Origin of the sequence: Streptomyces sp. NPDC101160 (genome assembly GCF_044768205.1) — a bacterium.
Classification (GTDB): domain Bacteria; phylum Actinomycetota; class Actinomycetes; order Streptomycetales; family Streptomycetaceae; genus Streptomyces.
This window is the reverse complement of record NZ_JBIWPJ010000007.1, coordinates 466,501-489,400: the sequence shown is the minus strand read 5'-3', so window position 1 is coordinate 489,400 and position 22,900 is coordinate 466,501. Positions and strand designations below refer to the sequence as shown.

At 73.9% G+C, this 22,900-nt stretch carries 22 protein-coding genes and 1 pseudogene; 13 read left to right on the top strand and 10 right to left on the bottom strand.

The genetic code is table 11. The features are described 5' to 3' along the window. Nucleotides 1–3 precede the first annotated feature (3 nt). Both ACIRSU_RS24970 and ACIRSU_RS24965 read right to left on the bottom strand, forming a co-directional pair. Complete coding sequence (locus tag ACIRSU_RS24970; protein WP_403796044.1) at nucleotides 4–672, bottom strand: vitamin K epoxide reductase family protein; 669 nt, start codon at nucleotides 670–672, stop codon at nucleotides 4–6. Between the two features lie 19 nt (nucleotides 673–691). Next, nucleotides 692–1,195 (bottom strand): DUF5949 family protein, encoded by a 504-nt coding sequence (locus tag ACIRSU_RS24965; RefSeq protein WP_403796041.1) that lies wholly within the window; start codon nucleotides 1,193–1,195, stop codon nucleotides 692–694. A gap of 151 nt (nucleotides 1,196–1,346) precedes the next feature. On the opposite strand from ACIRSU_RS24965, the gene ACIRSU_RS24960 reads away from it, so the two are divergent. Both ACIRSU_RS24960 and ACIRSU_RS24955 read left to right on the top strand, forming a co-directional pair. Then, the gene (locus ACIRSU_RS24960; protein WP_403796039.1) at nucleotides 1,347–1,784 is read left to right on the top strand and encodes a tyrosinase family oxidase copper chaperone; all 438 of its coding nucleotides are present in this window, start codon (nucleotides 1,347–1,349) and stop codon (nucleotides 1,782–1,784) included. Continuing rightward, a complete protein-coding gene (locus tag ACIRSU_RS24955; RefSeq protein WP_403796036.1) occupies nucleotides 1,768–2,634 on the top strand; it encodes a tyrosinase family protein in 867 nt (288 codons plus the stop codon). Before ACIRSU_RS24960 ends, ACIRSU_RS24955 begins: the two co-directional genes overlap by 17 nt. Before the next feature lie 86 nt (nucleotides 2,635–2,720). On the opposite strand, the gene ACIRSU_RS24950 is transcribed toward ACIRSU_RS24955, so the two are convergent. The 5 genes from ACIRSU_RS24950 to ACIRSU_RS24930 all read right to left on the bottom strand — a co-directional run bounded on the left by ACIRSU_RS24950 (nucleotide 2,721) and on the right by ACIRSU_RS24930 (nucleotide 5,616). After that, complete coding sequence (locus ACIRSU_RS24950) at nucleotides 2,721–2,999, bottom strand: chaplin (RefSeq protein WP_403796034.1); 279 nt, start codon at nucleotides 2,997–2,999, stop codon at nucleotides 2,721–2,723. Nucleotides 3,000–3,373: 374 nt separating this feature from the next. Beyond that, a complete protein-coding gene (locus ACIRSU_RS24945) occupies nucleotides 3,374–3,883 on the bottom strand; it encodes a hypothetical protein (RefSeq protein WP_403796031.1) in 510 nt (169 codons plus the stop codon). Between the two features lie 120 nt (nucleotides 3,884–4,003). Then, nucleotides 4,004–4,291: a hypothetical protein gene (locus tag ACIRSU_RS24940; protein WP_403796029.1), complete on the bottom strand. Its 288-nt coding sequence runs from the start codon at nucleotides 4,289–4,291 to the stop codon at nucleotides 4,004–4,006. 207 nt (nucleotides 4,292–4,498) lie between these two features. Beyond that, nucleotides 4,499–5,098 (bottom strand): hypothetical protein, encoded by a 600-nt coding sequence (locus tag ACIRSU_RS24935; RefSeq protein ID WP_403796026.1) that lies wholly within the window; start codon nucleotides 5,096–5,098, stop codon nucleotides 4,499–4,501. A 278-nt stretch (nucleotides 5,099–5,376) separates the two neighbouring features. Beyond that, the gene (locus ACIRSU_RS24930) at nucleotides 5,377–5,616 is read right to left on the bottom strand and encodes a chaplin (RefSeq protein ID WP_403796024.1); all 240 of its coding nucleotides are present in this window, start codon (nucleotides 5,614–5,616) and stop codon (nucleotides 5,377–5,379) included. A 379-nt stretch (nucleotides 5,617–5,995) separates the two neighbouring features. Here ACIRSU_RS24930 and ACIRSU_RS24925 point away from each other — a divergent pair, with 379 nt between their 5' ends. The 9 genes from ACIRSU_RS24925 (at nucleotide 5,996) to ACIRSU_RS24885 (ending at nucleotide 17,524) form a co-directional block, all read left to right on the top strand. Next, on the top strand, nucleotides 5,996–7,078 hold the full coding sequence (locus ACIRSU_RS24925; RefSeq protein ID WP_403796021.1) for a DUF3344 domain-containing protein: 1,083 nt from the start codon (nucleotides 5,996–5,998) through the stop codon (nucleotides 7,076–7,078). A 49-nt stretch (nucleotides 7,079–7,127) separates the two neighbouring features. Further along, complete coding sequence (locus ACIRSU_RS24920) at nucleotides 7,128–8,228, top strand: glycosyltransferase (RefSeq protein ID WP_403796018.1); 1,101 nt, start codon at nucleotides 7,128–7,130, stop codon at nucleotides 8,226–8,228. Continuing rightward, nucleotides 8,225–9,661: an exopolysaccharide biosynthesis polyprenyl glycosylphosphotransferase gene (locus tag ACIRSU_RS24915; protein WP_403796015.1), complete on the top strand. Its 1,437-nt coding sequence runs from the start codon at nucleotides 8,225–8,227 to the stop codon at nucleotides 9,659–9,661. Before ACIRSU_RS24920 ends, ACIRSU_RS24915 begins: the two co-directional genes overlap by 4 nt. Further along, a complete protein-coding gene (locus ACIRSU_RS24910) occupies nucleotides 9,661–11,010 on the top strand; it encodes an O-antigen ligase family protein (RefSeq protein ID WP_403796013.1) in 1,350 nt (449 codons plus the stop codon). Before ACIRSU_RS24915 ends, ACIRSU_RS24910 begins: the two co-directional genes overlap by 1 nt. A gap of 892 nt (nucleotides 11,011–11,902) precedes the next feature. Further along, entirely contained in the window at nucleotides 11,903–13,777 is a 1,875-nt protein-coding gene (murJ, locus tag ACIRSU_RS24905) for a murein biosynthesis integral membrane protein MurJ (protein ID WP_403796502.1), read from the top strand. After that, nucleotides 13,689–14,477 (top strand): polysaccharide deacetylase family protein, encoded by a 789-nt coding sequence (locus ACIRSU_RS24900; protein ID WP_403796011.1) that lies wholly within the window; start codon nucleotides 13,689–13,691, stop codon nucleotides 14,475–14,477. The genes murJ and ACIRSU_RS24900 overlap by 89 nt, the downstream gene beginning before the upstream one ends. Before the next feature lie 23 nt (nucleotides 14,478–14,500). Next, nucleotides 14,501–15,649 carry a glycosyltransferase gene (locus ACIRSU_RS24895; protein WP_403796499.1) on the top strand — a complete coding sequence of 383 codons (1,149 nt, stop codon included), beginning with the start codon at nucleotides 14,501–14,503 and terminating at the stop codon, nucleotides 15,647–15,649. A gap of 19 nt (nucleotides 15,650–15,668) precedes the next feature. Beyond that, on the top strand, nucleotides 15,669–16,337 hold the full coding sequence (locus tag ACIRSU_RS24890) for a lipopolysaccharide biosynthesis protein (RefSeq protein ID WP_403796496.1): 669 nt from the start codon (nucleotides 15,669–15,671) through the stop codon (nucleotides 16,335–16,337). A 68-nt stretch (nucleotides 16,338–16,405) separates the two neighbouring features. Further along, on the top strand, nucleotides 16,406–17,524 hold the full coding sequence (locus tag ACIRSU_RS24885) for a GNAT family N-acetyltransferase (protein WP_403796494.1): 1,119 nt from the start codon (nucleotides 16,406–16,408) through the stop codon (nucleotides 17,522–17,524). A gap of 636 nt (nucleotides 17,525–18,160) precedes the next feature. On the opposite strand, the pseudogene ACIRSU_RS24880 reads toward ACIRSU_RS24885, so the two are convergent. Continuing rightward, a pseudogene (locus tag ACIRSU_RS24880) lies at nucleotides 18,161–19,261 on the bottom strand (glycosyl hydrolase); the annotation flags it as partial. Between the two features lie 191 nt (nucleotides 19,262–19,452). On the opposite strand from ACIRSU_RS24880, the gene ACIRSU_RS24875 reads away from it, so the two are divergent. Beyond that, a complete protein-coding gene (locus tag ACIRSU_RS24875; protein WP_403796008.1) occupies nucleotides 19,453–20,787 on the top strand; it encodes an ATP-grasp domain-containing protein in 1,335 nt (444 codons plus the stop codon). Nucleotides 20,788–20,908: 121 nt separating this feature from the next. Next, nucleotides 20,909–22,186: an FAD-dependent oxidoreductase gene (locus tag ACIRSU_RS24870; protein ID WP_403796491.1), complete on the top strand. Its 1,278-nt coding sequence runs from the start codon at nucleotides 20,909–20,911 to the stop codon at nucleotides 22,184–22,186. 83 nt (nucleotides 22,187–22,269) lie between these two features. Here ACIRSU_RS24870 and ACIRSU_RS24865 read toward each other — a convergent pair whose 3' ends face one another. Both ACIRSU_RS24865 and ACIRSU_RS24860 read right to left on the bottom strand, forming a co-directional pair. Then, nucleotides 22,270–22,503, bottom strand: coding sequence for a chaplin (locus ACIRSU_RS24865; RefSeq protein ID WP_403796005.1), 234 nt, complete (start codon nucleotides 22,501–22,503; stop codon nucleotides 22,270–22,272). A 174-nt stretch (nucleotides 22,504–22,677) separates the two neighbouring features. Further along, nucleotides 22,678–22,881: a hypothetical protein gene (locus ACIRSU_RS24860; protein WP_403796003.1), complete on the bottom strand. Its 204-nt coding sequence runs from the start codon at nucleotides 22,879–22,881 to the stop codon at nucleotides 22,678–22,680. Between the last annotated feature and the right edge of the window lie 19 nt (nucleotides 22,882–22,900).

The window sequence follows — 22,900 nt, the reverse complement described above, 5'->3', positions numbered from 1 at the left end:
ACGTCAGCTGGTCCAGAACTCCCACCAGCGGGTCAGGATCAGCATCCCGATGATCCCGATGTGCAGCACCGGCAGCGCGAAGGTGAAGTCGCCGAGGAAGCTCCGCACCACGGCCGGCGCGGGCAGCAGCCCATGGCGCACGGTGTGCGCGGTGGTGTACCAGAACATGGTGATCGTCGCGCACCAGGCCAGACAGCACCACAGGCACAGCGCGTTGATCTCGTACAGCGACTGCTGCATCAGCCAGGTGCAGAAACCGACGCCGAACAGCATGCCCGCGTTGAGGCCGAGCCAGAACCAGCCCCGGTAGCGGGCGCCGGCCAGGATCCCGGCGCCGACGGCGACGACGACGGCGTACGTGACGAGGCCCAGCATCGGGTTCGGGAAGCCGAACACGCCCGCCTGCTCGCTCTTCATGATGCTGCCGCAGGAGATCACCGGGTTGAGGCTGCACCCCGGAGTGAAGTTCGGGTCCTCCAGGAGCTTGAACTTGTCGATCGTGATCACCCAGCCGGCGAGCACGCCCGCCGCCCCGGTCACGATCAGCATCCAGGCGAAGGCCCGGCTCGCGCCGGTCCCCGCTCCGCCTGCCCGCCCGTCCTGCTCCTGGGCCTCGTCCCGCTGCCGCGGCCCCGGGACCCCGGCCCCGCCGGGTACGTTCAGCGTCGTCATCGCGCCGCCCCCTGACCGCTCAGCCCTGGATCCGGCTCACCGGCACCGTGATGTGCGCCGAGCTCCGCACCACCTTGTCGTCGGTGACGAAGGCCTTCAGCCGCTCCTCCGTGATCGGCGTGCCCGGCGCCGCCTCCGGCCACGGCAGGAGCGGGATCGTCAGGATGGCGTTGCCCCTCTCGTACGCCGCCTCCTGCCACTCCGGCGTCACCGGGCACTGCGCCTGCATGAACGGCAGGTTCAACACCGCCCGCTCCGCCTCGACCAGGAGGTGCACGCCGAGCTCCCGCTCCTCCCCGGCGAACGCGACCTCGGCGCCGATCGTCGCGCCCATGCCCTCCAGGACCGCCCGCAGCTCCTGCGCGCCGGCCTCCGGACCGTGCAGGCCGTCCCCGAGCGAATACACCATCAGACGGGGGATGGCGGGCAGGTCGTCGGTGGGCCCCATGGTCCACGAGACGGCGGTGAGCGTCCCGATCGAATGGGCGCTGTGCGCCCTGGACTCGACGTTGGATGTGGTCATGAATCCGGATGCTAGGGGACGAACACCCGGCAGCCGGAGCCGAATTCACTCATTCGGCCGAGAATCCGTCGACTGTCATTTCCGCCGCAACGAACCGGGGTTTTCATCGTTGTGCCCATAGGGCACCTTTTTCGACCCCAGGAGATCAATCATGATCGTCCCGCGCCGGGTGGCCGTGCGTTCGCTTTTCGCACTGGCCGTCACCGCCTTCACCGGCGGCGCGTTGACCCGAATCACCGCCATACCGGCCCGGCAGGACCGGACCGACCCGAACGACGCCGAGGACCCGTACGCCTTCGACGAGATGTACGCGGGCCGTCGCATCCAGGGCTTCGCGGGACCTTCCGGAGAGCCGCTGGTCCTCGTCGACGGCCGGCCGCTGCATCTGATGCGCTGCGCCGACGGCGGCTGGGTCACCCCCATCGACCACTACGAGTCCTGTCCGACGCCGCTGGCGGCCACCCGCGCGGCCGTGGCCGATCTCGGCCCGGCCCCGCTGAGCCGGTACGCCGCCTGGCACGGCAGCCACGCCGACAGCGGGGCCGAGGGCGCCCGCCCCGGAGGGAGCCCGCGTGCCGTACACGCGTAAGAACCAGCGCGATCTGACGAGCCCCGAGCGCAGGCGCTTCGTCTCCGCCGTCCTGGAGCTCAAGCGGTCCGGGAAGTACGACGAGTTCGTGCGCACCCACATCGACTACTACGTCGCCGACGGGGAGGGGAAGCGCCGGGTGGCGCACATGTGCCCGAGCTTCCTGCCCTGGCACCGCAAGTTCCTGCTGGAGTTCGAGCGGGCGCTGCGCCGGATCGACCCGACGGTGACCGTGCCGTACTGGGACTGGACCCGGGACAACACGCCGGCGGCCTCGCTGTGGAGCGAGGACTTCATGGGCGGCAACGGCCGGCGCGGCGACTTCCAGGTGACGACGGGCCCGTTCGCGTACGCGGGCGGAAAGTGGACCGTGCGCTACGGGATGACCGAACAGCGCTTCCTGAGCCGGGACTTCGGCCGTCCGCGCGATCCGATCACGCTGCCGACGGCGGCGGACGTCGACCAGGCGATGCGGGAGCACACGTACGACTCGGCGCCCTGGAACTCCACCAGCGGCTTCGGCTTCCGCAACCGCCTGGAGGGCTGGGCGTCCGGCACCGGCAACGACCGCTTCCGGCTGCACAACCGGGTGCACCGCTGGATCGGCGGGCTGATGCTGGGCGGCGGCTCGGTCAACGACCCGGTGTTCTGGCTGCACCACGCCTACATCGACCTGCTGTGGTCGCGCTGGCAGACCCGCAACCCGGGAGCCGGCTATCTGCCGAAGGACCCGCCGCCGCTGGGCGATCCGCAGTACCGCAAGGTCGCCGCGCTGCACGATCGGCTCGGCCCGTGGAACGTGACGCCGGCGGAACTGCTCGACCACAGCGCGGTCTACCGGTACGCCTGAGGCGCCGGAGCAGCGAAGACGCCGTGTCCCCCCGGCCCAGACGGGCCGGGGGGACACGGCGTCCTACGAGTGGTGCGGGACGGGGATCAGCCGCCGTAGCCGCCCTCGCCGCCCTTGTCGTGGCCGTCGACGTTCGCGCACTGGTTGCCGAAGGCCGGGTTGATCAGGCCGACGAGGTTGACGGTGTTGCCGCAGAGGTTGATCGGCACGTGGACCGGAACCTGCACGACGTTGCCGGAGGCGACGCCGGGCGAGTGGGCGGCGACCGCCTCGGCGCCGGCGTCGGCGGCGGCGAGGCCGGCACCGGCCATGGCAACGGCACCGGTGCCGGCGAGAACAGCGGCAGCCTTCGCGATGCGAGACATCAAGAACTCCTTGAACGTGGAAAGCGACCGCGAGAACCACGGTCACGTGTGTCGTTCAACGGCGGAACGACCGTGGGGTCACGGCCATTGCGCCGAATGGAACGAAGAACCTAAGAACCGGAGAAGAGGACCGGAGAAGAGGACCGGAGAAACCGGCGGGATCAGCGGAATCTTCGGAATCAGCGGTTCCGAAGATGGCCCGCGGAACATCCGTACGCCCGCCGTCGGCTACGACGGAACGCACCGGAAGCCGCGGGCCGCGGCCATGCGACAAGCCTTTCCTTGCAACGAGCGGCGCTCCCTCGGGTGGCGGGAAGAATCGTGTCTTCACCCGCCGGGCCGCAGCTCGCACAAAGAAGCGTGCACCCGGAGCGTCAGCGCGCGTCCGGGTGCACACCCAGCTGGGGGTCGAGCGCGCCGCCGAGCGCCGGCGTGAGCACACCGGCCTCGGGCAGACCGAGCTCCGGCAGCCCGCCGAGCCCGTCGCCCGCCGGGGTGCCGAGCGGGTTGCCGACGACGGCGCCGGGGGTGACGGCCTTCATGTCCGAGCGCGGGCTGAGCAGCTCGGCCGTGCCCGGCTCGCTGCCCTTGAGGAGCTCGGGCAGCGGCGCCGCGATGTCGGTCTCGGACAGCGCGCTGTCCAGCGGGATACGGGGCAGGGTGAGGTCCGGCAGGCCGCCGGAGCCCTGGTGGAAGCCGGTGGGAGCGCCGGGGATGGGAGTGGGGACGCCCGTGCTGATGGTGGGGGCGTCGCCCGGGAGCACCGGGTCGAGACCCTGCAGCGGGACGACCACGGGCGCGTCGGCGGCGGCCGGGGAGGCCAGGGCCGCCGAGGCGATGGCGGCGGCGAGGAGTCCCAGACCGGCGTGAGATCGCAGATTCATGTCCTGCAAACGAGTTGCCGGGGTGTTTCGTGACGGCATTCGCCTGAGTGCAGCAATGGACGGCCCCCACCGGTGACCGGTGGGGGCCGTGGTTGACGGTGTTCCCGTGCGGGGCCGGGGTCAGCCGAGCGGGCCCGCGCCCAGCGGGAGACCGCCGAGCAGCGAGGCGGCGCCGCCGCTGCCCTTGCCGGTCTGGTTCAGCTGGGTCGCGGCGTCGGTGACGGTCTTGACCGGGGAGCCGTCCGTGGTGCTGCTGAGCGCGTCCGTCTTCAGGCCGCCGCTGGTCAGCGAGCCGAGGCCACCGTCCAGGCTGGTGGGCAGCACCGACTCCGCGGCCATCGCGGGCGCGGCGACGCCCATGGCGAGCAGAGAACCGGCGACGGCCGCGGCAACCTTGGTGGGCTTCATGAAGAGAGTCCTTCCTTGTGTGAGCAAGTCGCTTGTCGCACAGGGGAGTTGAGTGAACCCCGTACGTCCGTTCCTGACATCGGTAACGAGGGGCACGCCCGGCGGAAACCCCGTCGACAACCGTTTTCCCGACACTGCACCCGAATGACGGAAACGGCCGTGCCCGCCCAGATTCCTGGACGGGCACGGCCCGGGGGGTGCGGCCGGTCAGCCGACCGGCGGCTTGACCGGCAGATCGACCGGGGCCGCGGGCGGCTTGACCGGCAGTTCACCAGTGGAGGCCGGCGGCTTGATCGGCAGGTCGGCCGGGGCCGGCAGTTCACCGGTGGAAGCCGGCGGCTTGACGGGCGGGTCGGCCGGGGCCGGCAGGTCACCGGTGAAGGCCGGCAGATCGACCGGCAGGTCGGTCGGCGGCTTGATCGGCAGGTCGGCCGGCGGCTTGGTCAGGTCGGGCAGGCCGGGAAGAAGGCCCGGAAGGCCGGACAGGTCGGGCAGGGCCGGCAGGGTCGGCGCGGACAGGCCGCTGCCGAGGGCGGTCGCCACGACGTTGTTGACCAGGGAGGTCACGGTCGAGGCGATCCCGGTGACGTTGCCGGACGTGACGGAGGCGAGCAGGTCGGCCACCGCCTTCTGCACCGTGGCGAGGACGTCACCGATGCCATCGGCCGGTGCCACCGCTGCGGTGTCGGGGAGCGAGGCCCGTTCGTACGGGGCTGTTTGGTCGGCGAAGGCGGGACCCGCCGTACCGAGAGTGACGGCGGCGGATATCGCCAGGGCGAGCAAGCGGCGTGATGACTGGGGACGCATATGTGTTCTCTTTCCTTATGCGTCGGACAACTTCCCCGTCACCGTGCCTGCGGAGATAGCGCTCCGCAACCGGAGGGCTACCGAGCGCCATGCCTCCGTTCGAGTGAATCCACCCTTCTGACCTGCTCCTCCCGGGGGCGTACGCCGTTGCACCCGGCGGCGCACAGGGGTGCGCCCGGAGGAGTCACCATCGGTGAGCAGACGGCGAAAGGCCGGCGCGCCGACCCCGGTCGGGGCGGCGCGCCGGCCTCGGAAGGACCACGATCCGGCGTGCGCGATCAGGCGTTGATGCAGGTGTTGCCGAAGGCCGGGTTCAGGGCGGCGATGCCGTTCACGGTGTTGCCGCAGACGTTGATCGGGACGTGGATCGGGACCTGGACGACGTTGCCGGACAGCACGCCCGGGGAGTGCACGGCGGCGCCCTCGGCGCCGGCGTCGGCGGCGGCGACACCGGTGGCACCGGCGACAGCGGCGGCGGCACCGACGGACAGGGCGACAGCCTTCGCGATACGGGACATGGGGAACGTCTCCTCGATCGATTTACAACTCGGACGGCGCGGACGGTTTGGTCCGGCGCTCTCATCAACGCCCCTGGATTTCATCGGTTGCTCTCCCGAACGGGTGACGTTCAACCGATCTTTGGGCCATAGGAGGGTCATTCGTCCGACCGGGCCCAGAAAGGCGCAACACGCTCAACGAGGAACCTGCCGCATGGATACGGGAGTTCGCGTTTCCGGGCATCTAATGCTTACTATCGCCCGGCTCGGGGGTTATAACGGTCCCGAACGTTGCTTCCGGTCCCGTCGCGCGTTCATCTATTTCGCGTGGCCGACTTCTTCCCCTCCCCCGGTCTCCACGGGTCTTCCCTTCCTTCTCTCGTCAAAGCGGAGCACCTGTATGCGGAATTCAGCGGTTCTTGCCGTACGTAGAGGTCTGGTGTGCGCCGTGTCGGGTGCGGCGCTCTCCGCTGTGCTCCCGGCCGCCTTCGCCGCGGCGCCACCCGTCCCGCCGGCCGCGGAGGCCGCCCGACTGCCCTTCACCGCGCGGTACTCGGCCGTGCAGCACGGCGGGATCCTCCGCGCCGCGAACTCCTCGGCGCGGGGCGCGACGGGGGCCGAGACGGTCAACGACAACGCCACCGTCAAGTACGTCGACGTCGACGACGACCCCAACACCTACAACTCCAGCCGGGCCGAACTGCGGGTGCCGGCCGGGGCCCGGGTCAGCTGGGCCCGCCTGTACTGGGGCGGGAACCTGCACGTGGGCGAGCAGAAGCCGGCCAAGGACAACGGGCGGGTGCTGATCGCCGAGCCCGGCGGCCGGTACAAGGCGGTGCTCGCCGACACCACGATCGGGCACCGCACGGCCGACGGCGCCGACGCCTTCCAGGCGTCCGCCGACGTCACCGAGCTGGTCCGGTCGGCCCGGCCGGGCCTGTGGACGGTCGCCCAGGTGAACGTCGCCATGGGCCGTTCGGCGGTGGGCGGCTGGGGCGGCTGGACGCTGGTCGCGGCCTACGAGAAGGCCGACGAGCCGCTGCGGAAGCTGACCGTGTGGGACGGCTTCGAATCGCTCGGCCCGGCCAACCCCGAGCTGGAAATCCCGCTCGCGCTCGGCACGGACCGCATTCCACGGGGTGCGGACGGCCGGCTCGGCCTTGTCGCGTACGACGGCGACCGCGGGACTTCCGGGGATTACCTCGCGGTGGAAACGGGCCTGGCGAAGAGCGTCACGCGGAGCGTGATCTCCGATTCCGCGAATTCCGCGGACGACGTGATGAACTCCAGCATCACGGAATCGGGAGCAAGTCTGATGGAACGACTGCCCGCTCATCACACCACCCTGGGGTACGACTCGGACGTCTTCGATCTGCGGGGGGCGCTGCACCATGGGGCCGATCGTTTCCACATCCGCCTCGGAAGCCCGAAGGACGCCGTCTGGCTCGGCGCGCTCTTCGTCCAGGCGGACATCACGCGTTGATACGAACCCGGGTACAGGCGCGGCTACGGGCCCGGGCGCGCGGCCGGACGTGCTGCACGCCGTCCAGCCCGGTGACGGCGGGGTCGCCCGGGTCGTCACCGATCTGGTCCGCGGGCAGCTCGCGGCGGGCCTGCGGGTCGCCGTGGCCTGCCCGCCCGGCACCGAACTGGCGGCGGCGGTACGCGCGGAGGGCGCCGAAGCGTACGACTGGACGGCCGGCCGCGACCCCGGCCCGCGCCTGCTCCGCGAGACCCGCGACCTCGCCCGCCTGATCCGTACCGTCGCCCCGGCCCTGGTCCACGCCCACAGCGCCAAGGCCGGCCTGTGCGCCCGGCTCGCCCTGCGCGGCCGGGTCCCGACGGTCTACCAGCCGCACGCCTGGTCCTTCGAGGCCGTCACCGGCACCACCGCCGCGCTCGCCCTCCGCTGGGAGCGCTGGGCCGCCGCCCACTGGACGGCCCGCGTCCTCTGCGTCAGCGAGGCGGAGCGCCGCCGCGGCGAGGCGGCGGGCGTCCGCGCGTCCTGGTCGGTGATCCACAACGGTGTGAACACGGAGCGCTTCGCGCCGGGGCCCGACGAAGCGGGATCCGCGCCCCTCGTCGTCTGTGTCGGGCGGCTGTGCCGGCAGAAGGGGCAGGACGTGCTGCTCGCTGCCTGGCCCGGGGTGCTCGACGCGGTGCCGGACGCGCGGCTCGTGTTCGTGGGGGACGGGCCGGACGGGGAGCGGCTGCGGGCGGGGGCCGGGGCTTCGGTGCGGTTCGTCGGGGCGGTGCCGGACACCGCGTCCTGGTACCGGGCCGCCGACGTGGTCGTGTTGCCGTCCCGCTGGGAGGGCATGGCGCTCGCGCCCCTGGAGGCCATGGCGAGCGGCCGGCCCGTCCTGGTCACCGACGTGGACGGGGCGCGGGAGAGCCTGCCGCCGGGGCACGAGGCGCAGTGCCTGGTGCCGCCCGACGACCCGGCCGCGCTCGCCGCCGCGCTCCGCCGCCTTCTGGGCCGGCCCGGGCTGCGGCACTCGCTGGGCCGCGAGGCCCGCGAGCACGTACTCAGCAGATTCGATGTGCGGCGCACCGGCGCGGCCGTCGCGGAGCTCTACCGCGAACTGGCCGGAGTGCGGGGCACGGAGCACAGAGAGCCGATTGCGCAGTGACTACGGAAAGCACCAGCGTCCCTCCCTCGTTCCCCTCGCGGCGCCTCGCGGCTCCGCGCGGCGGCACCCACCGGCTCGCGCTGCCACCGCGCCGCCGGGCCCGGCGGCGGTTCACCGGCCTGCCGCTGTTCGCGGCCGACGCGCTCGCCGTGCTGCTCGCGGTGTGCCTGCTCTCGGCCGTGCACCGGCGCTGGGAGGTGGCGCTGTCCGTCGGCGCCCTCGTCGTGCTGCTCGACGGCCGCGCCGGGCTCTACCGCCCGGCGGCGGGCCCCGTCGGCGTGCTCGACGAACTGCCCGCGCTCGCCGCCCGCGCCGGGGTCGCCTGGTGCGTGACGGCGGCCGCGGCCGCCGCGTACTCCCCGGCCCTCGCGATCGGCCCGCTGCGGCTGTGCGCCGCGTACGGCACGCACGTCACGGCCGTCGTCGCGGTGCGCGGCCTCGCGCACGGGCGGCGCCGCCGGCTCGCCCGGGCGCACCCGCGCTCGGCGCTCGTCATCGGCGTGCCGGGCGCGGCCCGGCGGTTCGCCTCGGCGCTCGCGCAGCACCCCGAGTACGGCATCCGGCCGGTCGGGGTGGTCGGCGTCGCCGGCCCCCGGAAGGACGAGGAGCGGGTCCACGAGCAGGCCCGGGAGCGGGGCCTGCCGGTGCTCACCACGAGCGAGGAGATCCACCGGGCGGTCATCCAGAACACCGTCCGCGACGCCGTGTTCCTGACCGAGGACGAGGGGCTCGTGACGCTCTTCCAGCACTACGGCTGCGCCACCTGGCGGGTCGGCGCGGAGCCGGCCGGCGAGCCGATGAGCGACCACCTGTGGGGCTACGGCTGCCGCCGTCTCGTACCGCTCGCCGAGCGCCGCGGGCTGACCGCGAAGCGCGCCCTCGACGTGGCGCTGGCCGCGCCCGCGCTGGCGCTCGCGCTGCCCGTGCTGCTGCTGTGCGCGCTCGCGGTGCGGCTCTCGGACGGGCCCGGAGTGCTGTTCCGGCAGGAGCGGGTGGGGCAGAACGGCCGGCTGTTCACGCTGCTGAAGTTCCGTACGCTCCGGCCGTCCGACGAGACGGAGTCGGCGACCCGGTGGAGCGTCGCCGACGACCACCGGATGAGCGCCGCCGGGCACTTCCTGCGCAAGACCTCCCTGGACGAGCTGCCCCAGCTGTGGAACGTGCTGCGCGGCGACATGAGCCTGGTCGGGCCGCGGCCCGAACGCCCGTACTTCGTCGCCCAGTTCAGCCGCGTCCACGCCGGATACGCGGCCCGGCACCGGATGCCGGTGGGACTGACCGGTCTTGCCCAGGTGCACGGGCTGCGGGGCGACACCTCGATCGAGGACCGCTGCCGCTTCGACAACCACTACATCGACCACTGGTCGCTCTGGCAGGACGTCTGCATCCTGCTGCGCACGGCGGCCGGTCTCGTGCGACCGACGGGAAGCTGATGACGACAGCCGTGGTGGGCGTGCCGGGTGCGGACCCGGGCGTGCGGGAGGGCGTTCGAGCGGGCGTGCGGGAGTGGGCGCGCCGGGCGTGGGCGCTGTCCCCGGTCCTCGCCGTGATCGCGCTGCTGCTCGTGCCGGGCGGCGGGGGCGGCACGCAGGGCGGCACGGGCGGCACGGGCACCATCGCCGACGCCGCGTCGGGGCTGCTCGTCCTGATCTGCCTGGTCCGGGTGGTGCGGAGCGGGGCGCGGCCCCTGACCCGTACCGCCGCCGTCGTGCTCGGCCTGCCCGTGTTCGGCATCTGCCTGGCCGCGATCACCTCCAACGACCCCGGCGCGAGCCTGCCGGGCGTCGCCCGCTACGTGCAGATCTTCGTCCTCGTCCCGGCCGCCGTCATGGTGACGATCCGCGACCGGCGGGACTTCGCCGTCGTGGCGTGGGCGCTGATCGGACTCGGACTCCTGGAGGGCGCGGTCGGCGTCGTGCAGTACCTGACCGGGACCGGCGCCTCGTACCAGGGCGCGGACGTCCGGGCCGTCGGCACCTTCGGCGCCACCGACGTGATGGGCATGGCCACCGTCGTCGCCTACGCCCTCGTCATCGCCACCGGCCTCGCCCTCGGCGCCCGCGCCGGCCGCGCCCGGACGGCGGCGCTGGTCTGCGCGGGCCTGCTCCTCGTCCCGCTGGTGCTCTCCTTCAGCCGCGGCGCCTGGATCGCGACCGTCCTCACCTGCGGCGCGCAACTGCTCCTCTCGGGGCTGCGGCGGGCCGGGCGGGTCGCGCTCGCCATGGGGGCGCTCGTGGTCGTCCTGGTGGGCGGCTTCGGCGTCGGCTCGGAGATGGTCAAGGAACGCGTCACCAGCATCACGCAGGTCACGGCCGCGCCCGACCAGTCGGTGACGGACCGTTACACGCTGTGGGCGGCGGCGGGGCGCATGTGGCGCGGCGATCCGCTGACCGGCGTCGGTCTGAAGGGCTTCCCCGCCTACCGCGACTCCAACGCGTCCCTGGCGCTGTCGTCGGGCAGCGACACGGCCGGCGCGGGCGCCGCCTTCGCCCGCCAGCCGCTGCTGTCCCCGCACAACATGTACCTGCTCGTGCTGAGCGAGCAGGGCCTCATCGGCCTGCTCGCCCTCGCCGGCAGCTGGGCCGCCCTCCTCGTCGCGGCCCTCCGCCGGCTGCGGCTCGGCGCGGACTGCGCCCTGGTCGCCGCCGGAATCCTCACCTGGCAGCTCATCGACTTCTTCTACGCGGACATCGGCGGCCCCTCCACGGTCCTCATGTCCGTCATCCTCGGCCTGGCCGCCTGGTGGTCCCTGACGTCCCGAACGGAGGTACGCCGTGCGTGACCCCTGGTCGGACCCGTCGGCGGCGCGGGCGACGGACGCGGCGCCGGACGGCGGGCGCGCGGGTGACGGCTCGGCGTACGCCGAGCCGGAGCCCGGGGGCGCGTACGGGGGTGCCGGGATCGCCGGCGCGCCGCCGTCCCGCACGCGCGGTGCCTCGCTGCCCGAGGCGCCGGCGGCCGGGGCCGGGGCCCCACTCTGGGCGCCGGCAGGCGGGCACGGCGGCACCGGTTCCGCGGGCGCGCCGGAAGGCGCGTACGGCGCGCCGGCGCCCGGTGGTTCAGCGGCCGGGGCCACGTACCGCGGGCCGGAGGGCGCGTACGGCGGGTCGGCGGCCGGTGGTTCGGCGGCCGGGGCCACGTACCGCGGGCCGGAGGGCGCGTACGGCGGGTCGGCGGCCGGTGGTTCGGCGGCCGGGGCAGGGACCCCGTACCGCGGGCCGGAGGGCGCGGCCGGGGCCGCGTGGCGCGCTGTCGCCGGGCGGGCGGCGGCGCACGAGCCTCGTGGCGGTGCTGGAGGCGGCCGGGTGGCGGGGCGCGCGCCGTACGGTGGGCGGCCCGCGGCGCGGGATCTCCGGCTGAACACCGTGCAGGGGACGCACGGTCACGCCGTGGCCGACCCGGGGCCGGTGTGGCGGGATGCCCGGCCGGGCCCGGGGCAGGGCCCGGAGAACATCAACGTCCTTGGGCCGGCCGATGGTTGGGCGGCGGACCCGCTGTGCGGGCTGCCACGTCCCGGGGCCGGTGCCACGGACGGTGCCGTCGCGCCGCCGCTTCCGGCGGGGCCCGATGACCCGTGGACCCTCTTCGCCGCCGACCCGCTGTGCGGGCTGCCGCAGCCGCAGCCCCCGCCCCAGCCCCCGCCCCGGCATCCCGACGACACCCTGCAGCTGCTGATGCGGCACGGCGGGGTCGAAGACCCGTGGGCCGCCTTCGCCGTCGACGCGCTGTGCGGGCTGCCGCGAGGCGAGGCGCCCCATGCCTGGGGGGCCGCGCCGATCGGCCAGGTCGGAGTGCGGGCCACCCGCGCCGAGCGGCCCGCGCTGCTCGGCGGGCGACCGCTCGGGTACGGGGCGCGGCCCGTCGAGACCGCGCCCGCGGACCGGACCGGGGCGCGGCACGCGCGGCGCGGGTCGGGGCGGTTCCTGCTGCGGGCGGCGGTGGTGACGGCGGGGCTGACGGCGGCCGGGGCGGTGCTCGGGCTCCTACGGGACCAGATCCTGGCGCGGTACTTCGGGGCCGGCGCGGAGACCGACGCGTTCCTGGTGGCGTGGACGGTGCCGGAGTTCGCGTCGACGCTGCTGATCGAGGACGCGATGGCGCTGATCCTGGTGCCGGCGTTCTCGCGGGCGCTCGCGCGGCGGTCCGGTTCGCTGTTCGGGGATCCGGTGCGGCAGCTCGTACGGACGACGCTCCCGCGTCTGGTCCTGGCGGTCGCCGCGGTGGCCGCGCTGCTCGTGGCGCTCGCGCCGCTGCTGGTCGAGGCCCTCGCGCCCGGCCTGCCGGATCCGCGGCTCGCGGTGGACTGCACGCGGCTCACGGCGACGTGCGTGCTGTCCTTCGCGCTCGCCGGGTACTGCTCGGCGGCGCTGCGGGCGCACGGCTCGTTCCTGCCACCGGCGGCGATCTACGTGGCGTACAACGTCGGCATCATCGGCACGACGCTGGTGCTGCGCGAGCCGCTCGGGGTGCGGGCGGCGGCGGCCGGGGTGGCGGTCGGCGGCGTGCTGATGGTTCTCGTGCAGGCGCCGTCGCTGCTGCGGGAGTTGCGCGACCGGCCGGTGCCGAAGGAGCAGCCGAAGTCGCTGCCGTCGGGCGACGGACGGCTGCTGGTCCTCGGGATGATCGCGCCCGTCGTGGTGTTCGCGCTGTCGCGGCAGTCGCAGATCCTGATCGAGCGTTTCCTCGCCTCGCCGCTGCCCGCCGGAGCGATCTCGCACCTCAACTACGCGCAGAAGATCGCGCAGATGCCGATGATCCTCTCCCTGATGCTGTGCACGGTCAGCTTCCCGGTCGTCGCCCGCGCGCTCGCCGCCGGAGACGCCGAGGGGGCGCGCCGCCGGGTGGAGCGGGACCTGCTCCTGGCGGCGGTCGTGGTCCTGATCGGCGCGTCGACGGTGATCGCCGCCGCACCGCAGATCGTCGAGATCCTGTTCCAGCGGGGCGCGTTCGACGCGGCGGACACGGCGGCGACGGCCGCGGTGATGCGGGTGTACGCGCTCGGGCTGCTCGGCCAGACGATGGTGGGCGCGCTGGTCCGCTGCTACTTCTCGGCGGCCCGTCCGCTCTGGTACCCGGCCGCCGCGATGGGCGCCGGGCTCGCCGTGACCGCCGCCGCGGGGGCGGCGGGCGCGTATCTGTGGGGCGCGACCGGCATCGCGGGCGCGAACGCGCTCGGCATCACGGTGACCGCCGTGATGCTGCTGACCGGCGCCCACCGCCAGTCCGTGCCGGTCGACGTGCGCCGGCTCGGCGAGGGCCTGCTGCGGCTGGCGACCGCCGGCGCGTGGGCGACCGGCGCGGGCTGGCTGTGCACGCTGTTCGTCGGCCCGCCCGTGCTCTCCGTCGCCCTCGCCGCGCTCGTCGTCGTCGGCGTCTTCCTGCTGTTCATCGCGTGTGCCGCCAAGGCTCCCGAGATCCCGCCCCTCCCCCACTCGCCCTGCCGGAACCGAAGGACCCCCCATGCCCGCCCCCGCCGTGCTGCGTCGTCTGCTGCCGAAGCCTCCCTTGTGGGTGGCGATGTACCACTCGATCGCGGACGTCCCCGATGATCCGTACAAGGTGACCGTCTCCCCGGTGCGCTTCGCCCGCCAGCTGCACTGGCTGCGCGACCGGGGGCTGCGTGGGGTGTCCGTGCGGGAGCTGCTCGCGGCGACCGCCGCGGGCCGGGCGCGCGGACTGGTCGGGCTGACCTTCGACGACGGGTACGCGGACTTCGTGGAGTCGGCGCTGCCGCTGCTGCGCCGGCACGGATTCACGGCGACGGTGTACGTGCTGCCGGAGCGGCTCGGCGGCGACAACGCCTGGGACGCGCACGGGCCGCGCAAGCCGCTGCTCGACGAGGACGGCGTCCGGCGGGCCGCCGAGGCCGGCATGGAGATCGGCTCGCACGGGCTGCGCCACGTCTCGCTCACGGAGACGGACGACGAGGGTCTCGCGGCCGAGACCCGGCGCAGCCGGGAGCTGATCGAGGAGATCACCGGCGACCCGGTGGCCGGCTTCTGCTACCCGTACGGGACGGTCGACGCGCGTGCGATGCGCGCGGTCCGCAAGGCGGGGTACGCGTACGGCTGCGCGATCGACCCGGGCCCGCTGTCGGGGACGTACGCGCTGCCCCGGGTGCACATCGGCGAGGAGGACACCTCCTGGCGGCTCACCGCGAAGCGGGTGCTGCATCCGCTGCGGCGGCGCCGGCCGGCCGATCTGCTCCCCGCGCAGGGCGGGCCGGCCGACCGGGCGGTGCTGTCGTGACGCGGGCGAACCCGGGGCCGGACCTGAAGGTGCTGCACGTCATCACCGGGCTCGGCATCGGCGGCGCCGAGCAGCAGCTGCGGCTGCTGCTCCGCCATCTCCCGGTGCGCAGCCGGGTGGTGACGCTCACCAACCCGGGCGCGGTCGCCGAGGGCATCGAGGCCGACGGCACGCCCGTCGCCCACCTCGGCATGACCGGCAACCGGGACGTCGGCGCGCTGCCGCGGCTCACCCGGCTGATCCGGCAGGGCGGTTACGACCTCGTGCACACCCATCTGTACCGGGCCTGCGTGTACGGCCGGCCGGCCGCGCGGCTCGCCGGGGTGCGGCCGGTGATCGCGACCGAGCACTCGCTCGGCGACGTCCAGATCGAGGGCCGGCCGCTGTCGGCGGGCACCCGGGCGCTGTATCTGGCGACGGAGCGGCTCGGCACGTCGACGGTCGCGGTGTCGCCGAGCGTGGCGCGCCGGCTCGCGGACTGGGGCGTGGCCCCGTCCCGTATCCGGGTGGTGCCGAACGGCATCGAGACCGGCCGCTTCGCCTTCCGGCCGCGGGCCCGGGCGCTGGCCCGGGCTGCGCTCGGGCTGCCCGCGGACGCGTTCGTGGTCGGTGGGGTGGGGCGGCTCGCGGCCGGGAAGCGCTTCGACCGGCTCGTACGGGCGGTGGCGTCGGTGCCGGAGGCGCGGCTGCTGCTCGTCGGGGAGGGCGACCGGCGGGCGGAGCTGCAGCGGATCGCGGCGGAGTGCGGGGTGGCGGACCGGGTGCTGCTGCCGGGCGCGTTCCCGGATCCGCCGGAGCATCCGGCGGGCGGGCGGCTCGATCTGCCGTCGCTGCTCGCCGCGATGGACGTGTTCGTGTCCACCTCTCCCGACGAGACCTTCGGTCTCGCGGTCGTCGAGGCGCTCGCGGCGGGCCTGCCCGCGCTGTACGTGGCGTGCCCGGCGATCGACGACCTGCCGCCGGGCGCGGCGCCCGGCGCCCGGCGGATCGGCGAGTCCGTGCCCGAGCTGGTCGGCGCGCTGCGCGAGGCCGGGCGGGCGCGGGCGGCCGGCGGGCCGGAACGGCTGCCGCCGCCCGGGGCGGTCCGCCGCTACGACATCGCGCACAGCGCGGAGCAGTTGCTGTCCCTGTACCAGCGGGCCGTCCACGGCCCCCACCCTTCCGTGAAGTGAGAGCTGCGCCATGACCCCCATGACCCCCGTGACCGCGACACCGCCACGTCCCTTCCTCCTCACCCCCGCCCGCTGGATGGTGCTGCCGGCCGCCGTGCTCGCCGGCGCGGCCCTCGGCGGCGGCTACGGCGCCGTGAAGACCCCGCAGTACGCGGCGACCAGCTACGTCATCGTCGTGCCGGCCGAGCAGGCCGACCCGTCGGCGGCGCTCGGCTTCGCCCAGGCGTACGGGCGGGTCGCCACGGACATCGCGGTGACCGGCGACGCCCAGGTGTGGGCGGGCGTCTCCGCCGACACGCTCCGCTCCAGCGTGCAGGCGGCGACCTCGCCGGACGCTCCGATGATCTCGATCACGGCGCGGGCGCCGAAGCCGGCGGCGGCCGTGTCGATGGCCGACGGGGTGGCCCGGGCGCTGGTCCTCAACGGCTCGCACGTCGCCGGGAACACCGGCGTGAAGGTGGTCCAGTTCTCGCGCGCGACGAAGCCGGTCTCCCCGGTGTCGCCGTCCGCGGGGCTCTCGGCCCTCGTCGGCGCCTGTGCGGGCGGGCTGCTCGGCGGTCTCGCGCTGCTCGTCCGGCCGAAGCGGCAGACGCGGGACGGGGCCGGGGCCCGGCACTCGCGGCAGGGCACGGCGTCGGTGCCGGGCCCGGCACCGGCCTCGCAGCAGCCGGAACCGGAGGCGGTGTGACGGTCAGGCAGTTCGCGCCCGCCGCGACCGGCGCCGGGGCCGGACCGGGGCCGCGGACGTCCGGGACGCTGCACACCGAGGTCCTGCGGGACGGCGATGCCTTCGGGCGGCTCGGGCCGGAGTGGACGGCGCTGTACGGGCGCTGCGCGACGGCGACGCCGTTCCAGTCGCACGCGTGGCTGCACTCCTGGTGGCTGTCGTACGGGCGGCCCGGCGCCCTCCGGGTCATCCTCGTCCGGCGGGCCGACGGCACACTCGTCGGCGCGGCGGCGCTGCTGCGGGCGCGCGGCCCGCTGCCCGTGCTCACCCCGCTCGGCGGCGCGATCACCGACTTCACGGACGTCCTGCTCGACGACGGCTGCCCGGACGCGGCGCCCGCGCTCGCCCGCGCCGTCGCCCGGGCGGCGCGCGGCGCGGTCGTGGACCTGCGCGAGGTGCGGCCCGGGGCGGCGGCCGAGCGCCTGTACGAGGTGTGGCGCGGGCCCCGGCGGCGGCTCGTCGACTCGGAGTGCATGGAGCTGCCGGCCGTACCGATGGAGACGCTGCTCGAACGCATCCCGTCCGGCAAGGCGCAGCGGGTGCGGGCGAAGTTCCGGAAGCTGGACGCGCTCGGCATCGACGAGCGCGTCGTCCCCGGAGCCGAGGTCCCGGCCGCCCTGCGGCGGCTCCTCCGGCTGCACCAGCTCCAGTGGCGGGGCCGCGGGGTGACGGCCGAGCACACGAGTGAACGGTTCGCCGAGCATCTCGCGCGGGCGGTACGGCCGATGGTCGAGCAGGGGAACGCCGCGGTCACCGAGTACCGGCTCGGCGACGAGGTGCTGTGCGCGGACCTCACCCTGATGTCGCCGCGGCTCGCGGGCGGCTACCTGTACGGGGCGGACCCGGCGCTGCGCGCCCGCAAGGTCGACGTGGCCGCGATGCTGCTGCGGCACGCGGCCCACGAGGCGGCCGCGAGCGGCCGGGCCACGCTGAGCATGCTGCGCGGCACCGAACCGTACAAGCACCACTGGCGCCCCGAGACCGTGCCCAACCAGCGGCTCATGCTGGCCGGACCCGGTACGGCGCCGCTGCTCTGGGCCCGCGCGGGCGCGGCGCACGGGCGGCGCTGGGCGGCCCGGCAGGTGCGGCAGCGGGAGTGGCTGGGCCGCGCGCTCGGCCGCGGCACGCCGAACGGCGGCGGAGGATGAGCTCCTCCGCCGCCGCGGGTGATCGCCGGCGGCCCGTCAGAAGGGCCAGACTCCGTCCAGCGTGTCCTTCCAGTCGAAGTTCAGGTTCTCCTCCCAGGTGTCGGTGGACGGGTCGGGGAAGGACGGCTTCGGGAGCGGCGGCTTCGGGAGCGGCGGCTTGGGGAGTGAAGGCTCCGGCAGCGTCGGCTCCACGGGCTGGTTCCAGGAGTCCACGGGTGGGACCTCGGGAACGCAGATCTGACCGCCGATCCAGCTCTCGACCCATGAACCGAGGTTCAGGGGCCGGCAGTTGGGCTTGGGGTCGGGCTTCGGCTCGGGCTTGGGCTCCGGCTTGGGCTCAGGCTTGGGCTCAGGCTTGGGCTCAGGCTTCGGTTCCGGCTTGGGCTCAGGCTTCGGTTCCGGCTTGGGTTCCGGCTTGGGCTCAGGCTTCGGCTCAGGCTTCGGTTCCGGCTTGGGCTCAGGCTTCGGTTCCGGCTTGGGTTCCGGCTTGGGCTCAGGCTTGGGTTCCGGCTTCGGTTCCGGCTTGGGCTCAGGCTTCGGTTCCGGCTTGGGCTCAGGCTTCGGCTCAGGCTTGGGTTCCGGCTTCGGTTCCGGCTTCGGCTCAGGCTTCGGGACGGGGATCGTCGGATCCACCGGGTCCGTCGGATCCGTGGGGTCGACCGGGTCCGTCGGATCCGTCGGGTCGACCGGGTCCGTGGGATCCGTCGGGTCGACCGGATCCGTCGGGTCAACCGGATCCGTCGGGTCGACCGGATCCGTCGGGTCGACTCCGTACAGCATCTGACGGAACACCAGCGACGACTGCGGGTTCTCGTCGCACTGCCAGACGCCGTGCGGGCAGTAGTCGGTGATCGTGTGATACAGCGGCTTGTGCTGCTTCATCCATTCCAGCATGCGCCGCATGTACACGGGGTTGTCTCCGTTCCGGAACAGGCCCCATTCCGGATAGGAGATCTGCTTCCCGTGCTCGGCCGCGAAATCGACCTGCGCCTGCAGACCGTACGGTTCGCGCACGTGTTCGTCGAAACTCGCGCCGGTCGGCTGGTCATAGGAATCCATGCCGATGACGTCGACGGTGTCGTCACCGGGATAGCATTCCGTCCACGGAATGGCGTCGAGGCCGCGGCTCGGATTGAAGTCGAAGCGGAACTTCTGCCCCGGCACGGAACGCATCGCGGTCACGATGCGGGTCCAGTACTTCTTCCAGGCCGCCGGATCCGGCGCGCACCGGTGGGTGTAGGTCGTGCCGTTCATCTCCCAGCCGAGGTCGATGACGGTGTCCGTGGCCCCGAGGCTCACCAGGCGCTGGGCGAGGGTCTGGAAGTGGTGGTCGTAGTAGCCCGCGGCGCCGAGCTGGAGCTGGCGCCGGACCTCGTGGTCGGAGACGCCGGCCTCGTTCCGTTCCAGCATCGGCACGTTGAGGACCAGCATGCGGTCGGCCCGCTCGGCGCGCCAGGCGGCCCAGGCGTCGAGGAAGCCGGGCGGGCCCTCGATGCTCGACCAGCGGTCGCCGGGCAGGTAGGTGTGCGCGACCCGGAGTTCCCGGCCGCCGAGCCATCGCTCCAGCTGGGCGATGCGCGCCGGGCCGAGCGGGCCCGATTCGAGGAAAGCTCCCATGGCGCCGGACAGAGTCCGTCGGGGGTCCGGGGTCGTTACGGATGCGGATTCGGCCGCGTGCGCGTGAGCGGGAGACGACAGCACGACTGAACCTGACGCAAGGAGACCGGCGGTGAACACCCCCAGCCACACTCTCGAAGTTCTTCGCTTTCGGTTGACCACAGGAACTCCTTCAGTTGACCGCCAGTCAGATGTCTGATGTTCCGAAAGTATTCCTAATGAGCCGACCGGGAACCCGGCTTTGATCTGCCAATGGTCCGTTAGAGGATTTTCCATCGCCCAATTGGGGCATCCGAGACGAAGGACATGCCGTGCCGAGTTTTGACACCCGCGTCCCCGCGGTCCTTGTGCGGCTCGACCCGAACCCCTTTCACCACGGCACGCTCGGCGCCGCGCGGTCGCTGGGGCGGGCCGGTGTCGCGGTGCACGCGGTGGTCGAATCGCTCACCAGCCCGGTCGTCCGCTCCCGCTACCTCCGTGGCGCGCACCTCCGCCCCGCCGAGCCGTCCCACGCCGAGCTCACCCGGCTGCTGCTGCGGATCGCGGACCGGCTGCGCCCCGGGCCGGCCGACGGCTCGTCACCTCCCGCGCTGCTGGTGCCTCTCGACGACATCACCGCCCTCTCCCTCGCCGAGTGCCGCCCCGAGCTGGCCGGCCGCTATCTGCTGCCCGACCAGTCCCCCGAGCAGCTCGCCCGGGTCGCCGACAAGGCCCAGCTCGCCGAGACCTGCCGGGCCCTGGGCCTCCCCCATCCCCGTACCGAACTCCCCACCAGCACCGAGGAGGCCGCCGCCATGGCCTGGTCGCTCGGGCTGCCGGTGATCGCCAAGTGGAGCCGGCCCTGGCTGCTGCCGGTGGGCGGCCGGCTGCGCAGCACCACGATCGTCGGCTCGCTCGCCGAGGTCCGCGAGCTGTACGAGCGCACCCCGCAGGCCGGCAGCCGGCTGCTGCTCCAGGAGCTGCTGCCGGCCGGGCGGGACCTCGACTGGTTCTTCCACGGGTACGTGGACTCCGGCGGCGGCTGCTCGACCGGCGCGACCGGCCGCAAGGAGCGCTCCTGGCCGGACGGCGCCGGGCTCACCGCGGTGGGCCGCTGGACCGCGAACCCGGCGGTGGACACGCTGGCCCGGGAGCTGCTCGCGGCGCTCGGCTACCGGGGCGTGTGCGACCTGGACTTCCGGCTCGACCGGGCGACCGGCGCGTACCACCTGCTCGACTTCAACCCGCGGCCCGGCGCGCAGTTCCGGCTGTTCGCCGACCGGGACGGCCTCGACGTGGTCCGGGCGATGCACCTGGACCTCACCGGCCGACCGGTGCCCGCGCACCTGCCCGCGTACGGACGCCGCTTCGTCGTCGAGAACTACGCGGCGCTCTCGTACCTCTCGTCGCCGCGCCGCCGGTACGCGCCCGAGCGGCGGAGGCGCGGCGCCCACCCCGGCGAGACCGCCTGGTTCGCCGCCGACGACCTCGGGCCGGCGCTCGCGATGCTGCGCGGCTGGCTCTCGCACGTGCTGCGCAAGGGTCTGCTGACGCTTCGTCGGTCGCTGCGCGGCGCGACCGGGCGGCCCCGGCGGGCGCCCGCCGTGCCGCCGCCGTCGGCCCGGTCCCGTACGACCTCTCCTCCGGACCGGATGACCCGGCGATGACCCCGTCGCACCCCTCTCCGGCCCGTCAGACCTCTCCGACCGTCAGACCTCTCCGACCGTCAGACCTCTCCGACCGTCAGATCTCTCCGACCCCCTCAGACCTGTGAAGGTGGAACGCACGATGTACGACCTGGTGATTGTGGGCGCGGGCCCCTACGGTCTGTCCGTGGCCGCCCACGCGGCCGCCACCGGCCTGAAGCTGCGCACCTTCGGCCGGACCATGGAGTGCTGGCACGCCATGCCGTCGCGGATGTTCCTCAAGTCCGAGCCGTGGGCCTCCCATCTCTCCGACCCGGCGGGCCGGTACGGGCTCGACGCCTACGCGGCCGAGCGGGGCGTGCGCGCCGAGCACGGGGTGCCGCTGCCGGTCGGCTTCTTCGCCGCGTACGGCGACTGGTTCGCGCGGCAGGCGGTGCCCGGCCTCGACGAGCGGCTCGTCACCACGGTCGCGCCGGCGGACGGCGGCGGTTTCGCGGTGACGGCGGAGGACGGCGAGACCGTCCGCAGCCGCACGGTCGCGCTCGCGGTCGGCGTGCTGCCCTTCATGGAGGTCCCGGGGCCGCTGCGTGGCCTGCCCCGCCGGTACGTGACCCACTCCAGCCACCACGGTGAGCTGGACGGCTTCGCGGGGCGGGACGTCACGGTGATCGGCGCCGGGCAGGCCGCCCTGGAGACCGCCGCGATCCTCAGCGAGCAGGGCGCGGCCGTGCGGATCCTGGCCCGGGCCGACCGGCTGAACTGGAACACCGCGCCGCCGGCGCTCGACCGGGGCCGCTGGCAGAACCTGCGCGCCCCGCACACCGGGCTCGGCTGCGGCTGGCGGAACCGGCTCTACGCGGACACCCCGGGCGTCTTCCGCCGGCTGCCCGCCGCCACCCGCGAGCGGATCTTCGACTCGGCGCTCGGGCCGGCCGGGGCCTGGTGGCTGCGCGAGCGGTTCGCGGCGGTCGGGGACGTACGCCTCGGGCAGCGGGTCACGTGTGCGACGGTGACCGCCGACGACAGGCTGCGGCTCGACGTGCGGGGCGTGGACGGGACGGTGAGCGTGGTGGAGACCGACCATGTCGTCGCGGCCACCGGCTTCGTGCCGAGCCTGGACCGGGCGGACGTCCTCGCGCCCGAACTGCGGTCCGGGCTGCGGCGGGTGGGGGCCGGCGGGGCGCCGGAGGTGGGGGCGCTCTTCGAGTCGTCCTGGCCGGGGCTGTTCCTGGCGGGGCTGCTGACGGCGCCGTCGTACGGGCCGTCGATGCGGTTCGTGTTCGGCGCGGGCCACACGGCCGGGCGCCTGGTGAAGGGGGTACGGCAGCGGCTGCGCGGCGGGACCGGCGGCGGTGGGGTGCTCGGGCGGCCGCGCTCGGGCTCGGGCTCGGAGCGGCGGGTCGCCACGCCCGCCTCGTAGACGTGGAAGAAGGGCCGGCCCCGGGGAGCGTGGTGGTCACTCCCCGGGGCCGGCCCGGTCCCGGCGGTTGCCGGAGGGAAACGTCAGGCGTTGATGCAGACGTTGCCGGCGGCCGGGTTCAGCAGGCCGATGATGTTCACGCTGTTGCCGCAGACGTTGGCCTGCAGGTGGATCGGGATCTGGACCACGTTGCCGGACAGGACGCCCGGGGAACCGATGGCCGCGCCCTCGGCGTTGGCGTCGGCCATCGCGGGAGCGGCGGCACCCAGGGCCATGAGCAGACCGGCGACGACGACCGCAGCCTTCTTGCACTTCATTTCGTCTGGATCCTTTCTGCGGCGGAAGAGAATTCACGGATTTCGTGACGAGCGGGCACGCACGGGGTGCGCCCGCATTCCGCTGCACGGTTTCACAACGACCCTGCCACGGAAAGGAAACTTTCTGATGGTCCGACCGGCCGAGTTCACTCGCTTGCCGGGCCGATTTTCTCTTCAGCGCGGCCAGATAGGTGTCCTCATGAGCCGTTCCCACTCCCGGTCGGGCATGCCCGGCACGGCCCGCCCGGCCTGGATCCACTGGTGGGCGAGCAGGGAATAGAGGGGGAACGGTTCCCGTTCGGCGACGGGCGGGTCGGAGACATAACGGCTCTTCGGAATGAAGGCCATCCGCTCCCATTTCCCGGGATCAGGTGCCATATTCGCTCCTTCCACTGAG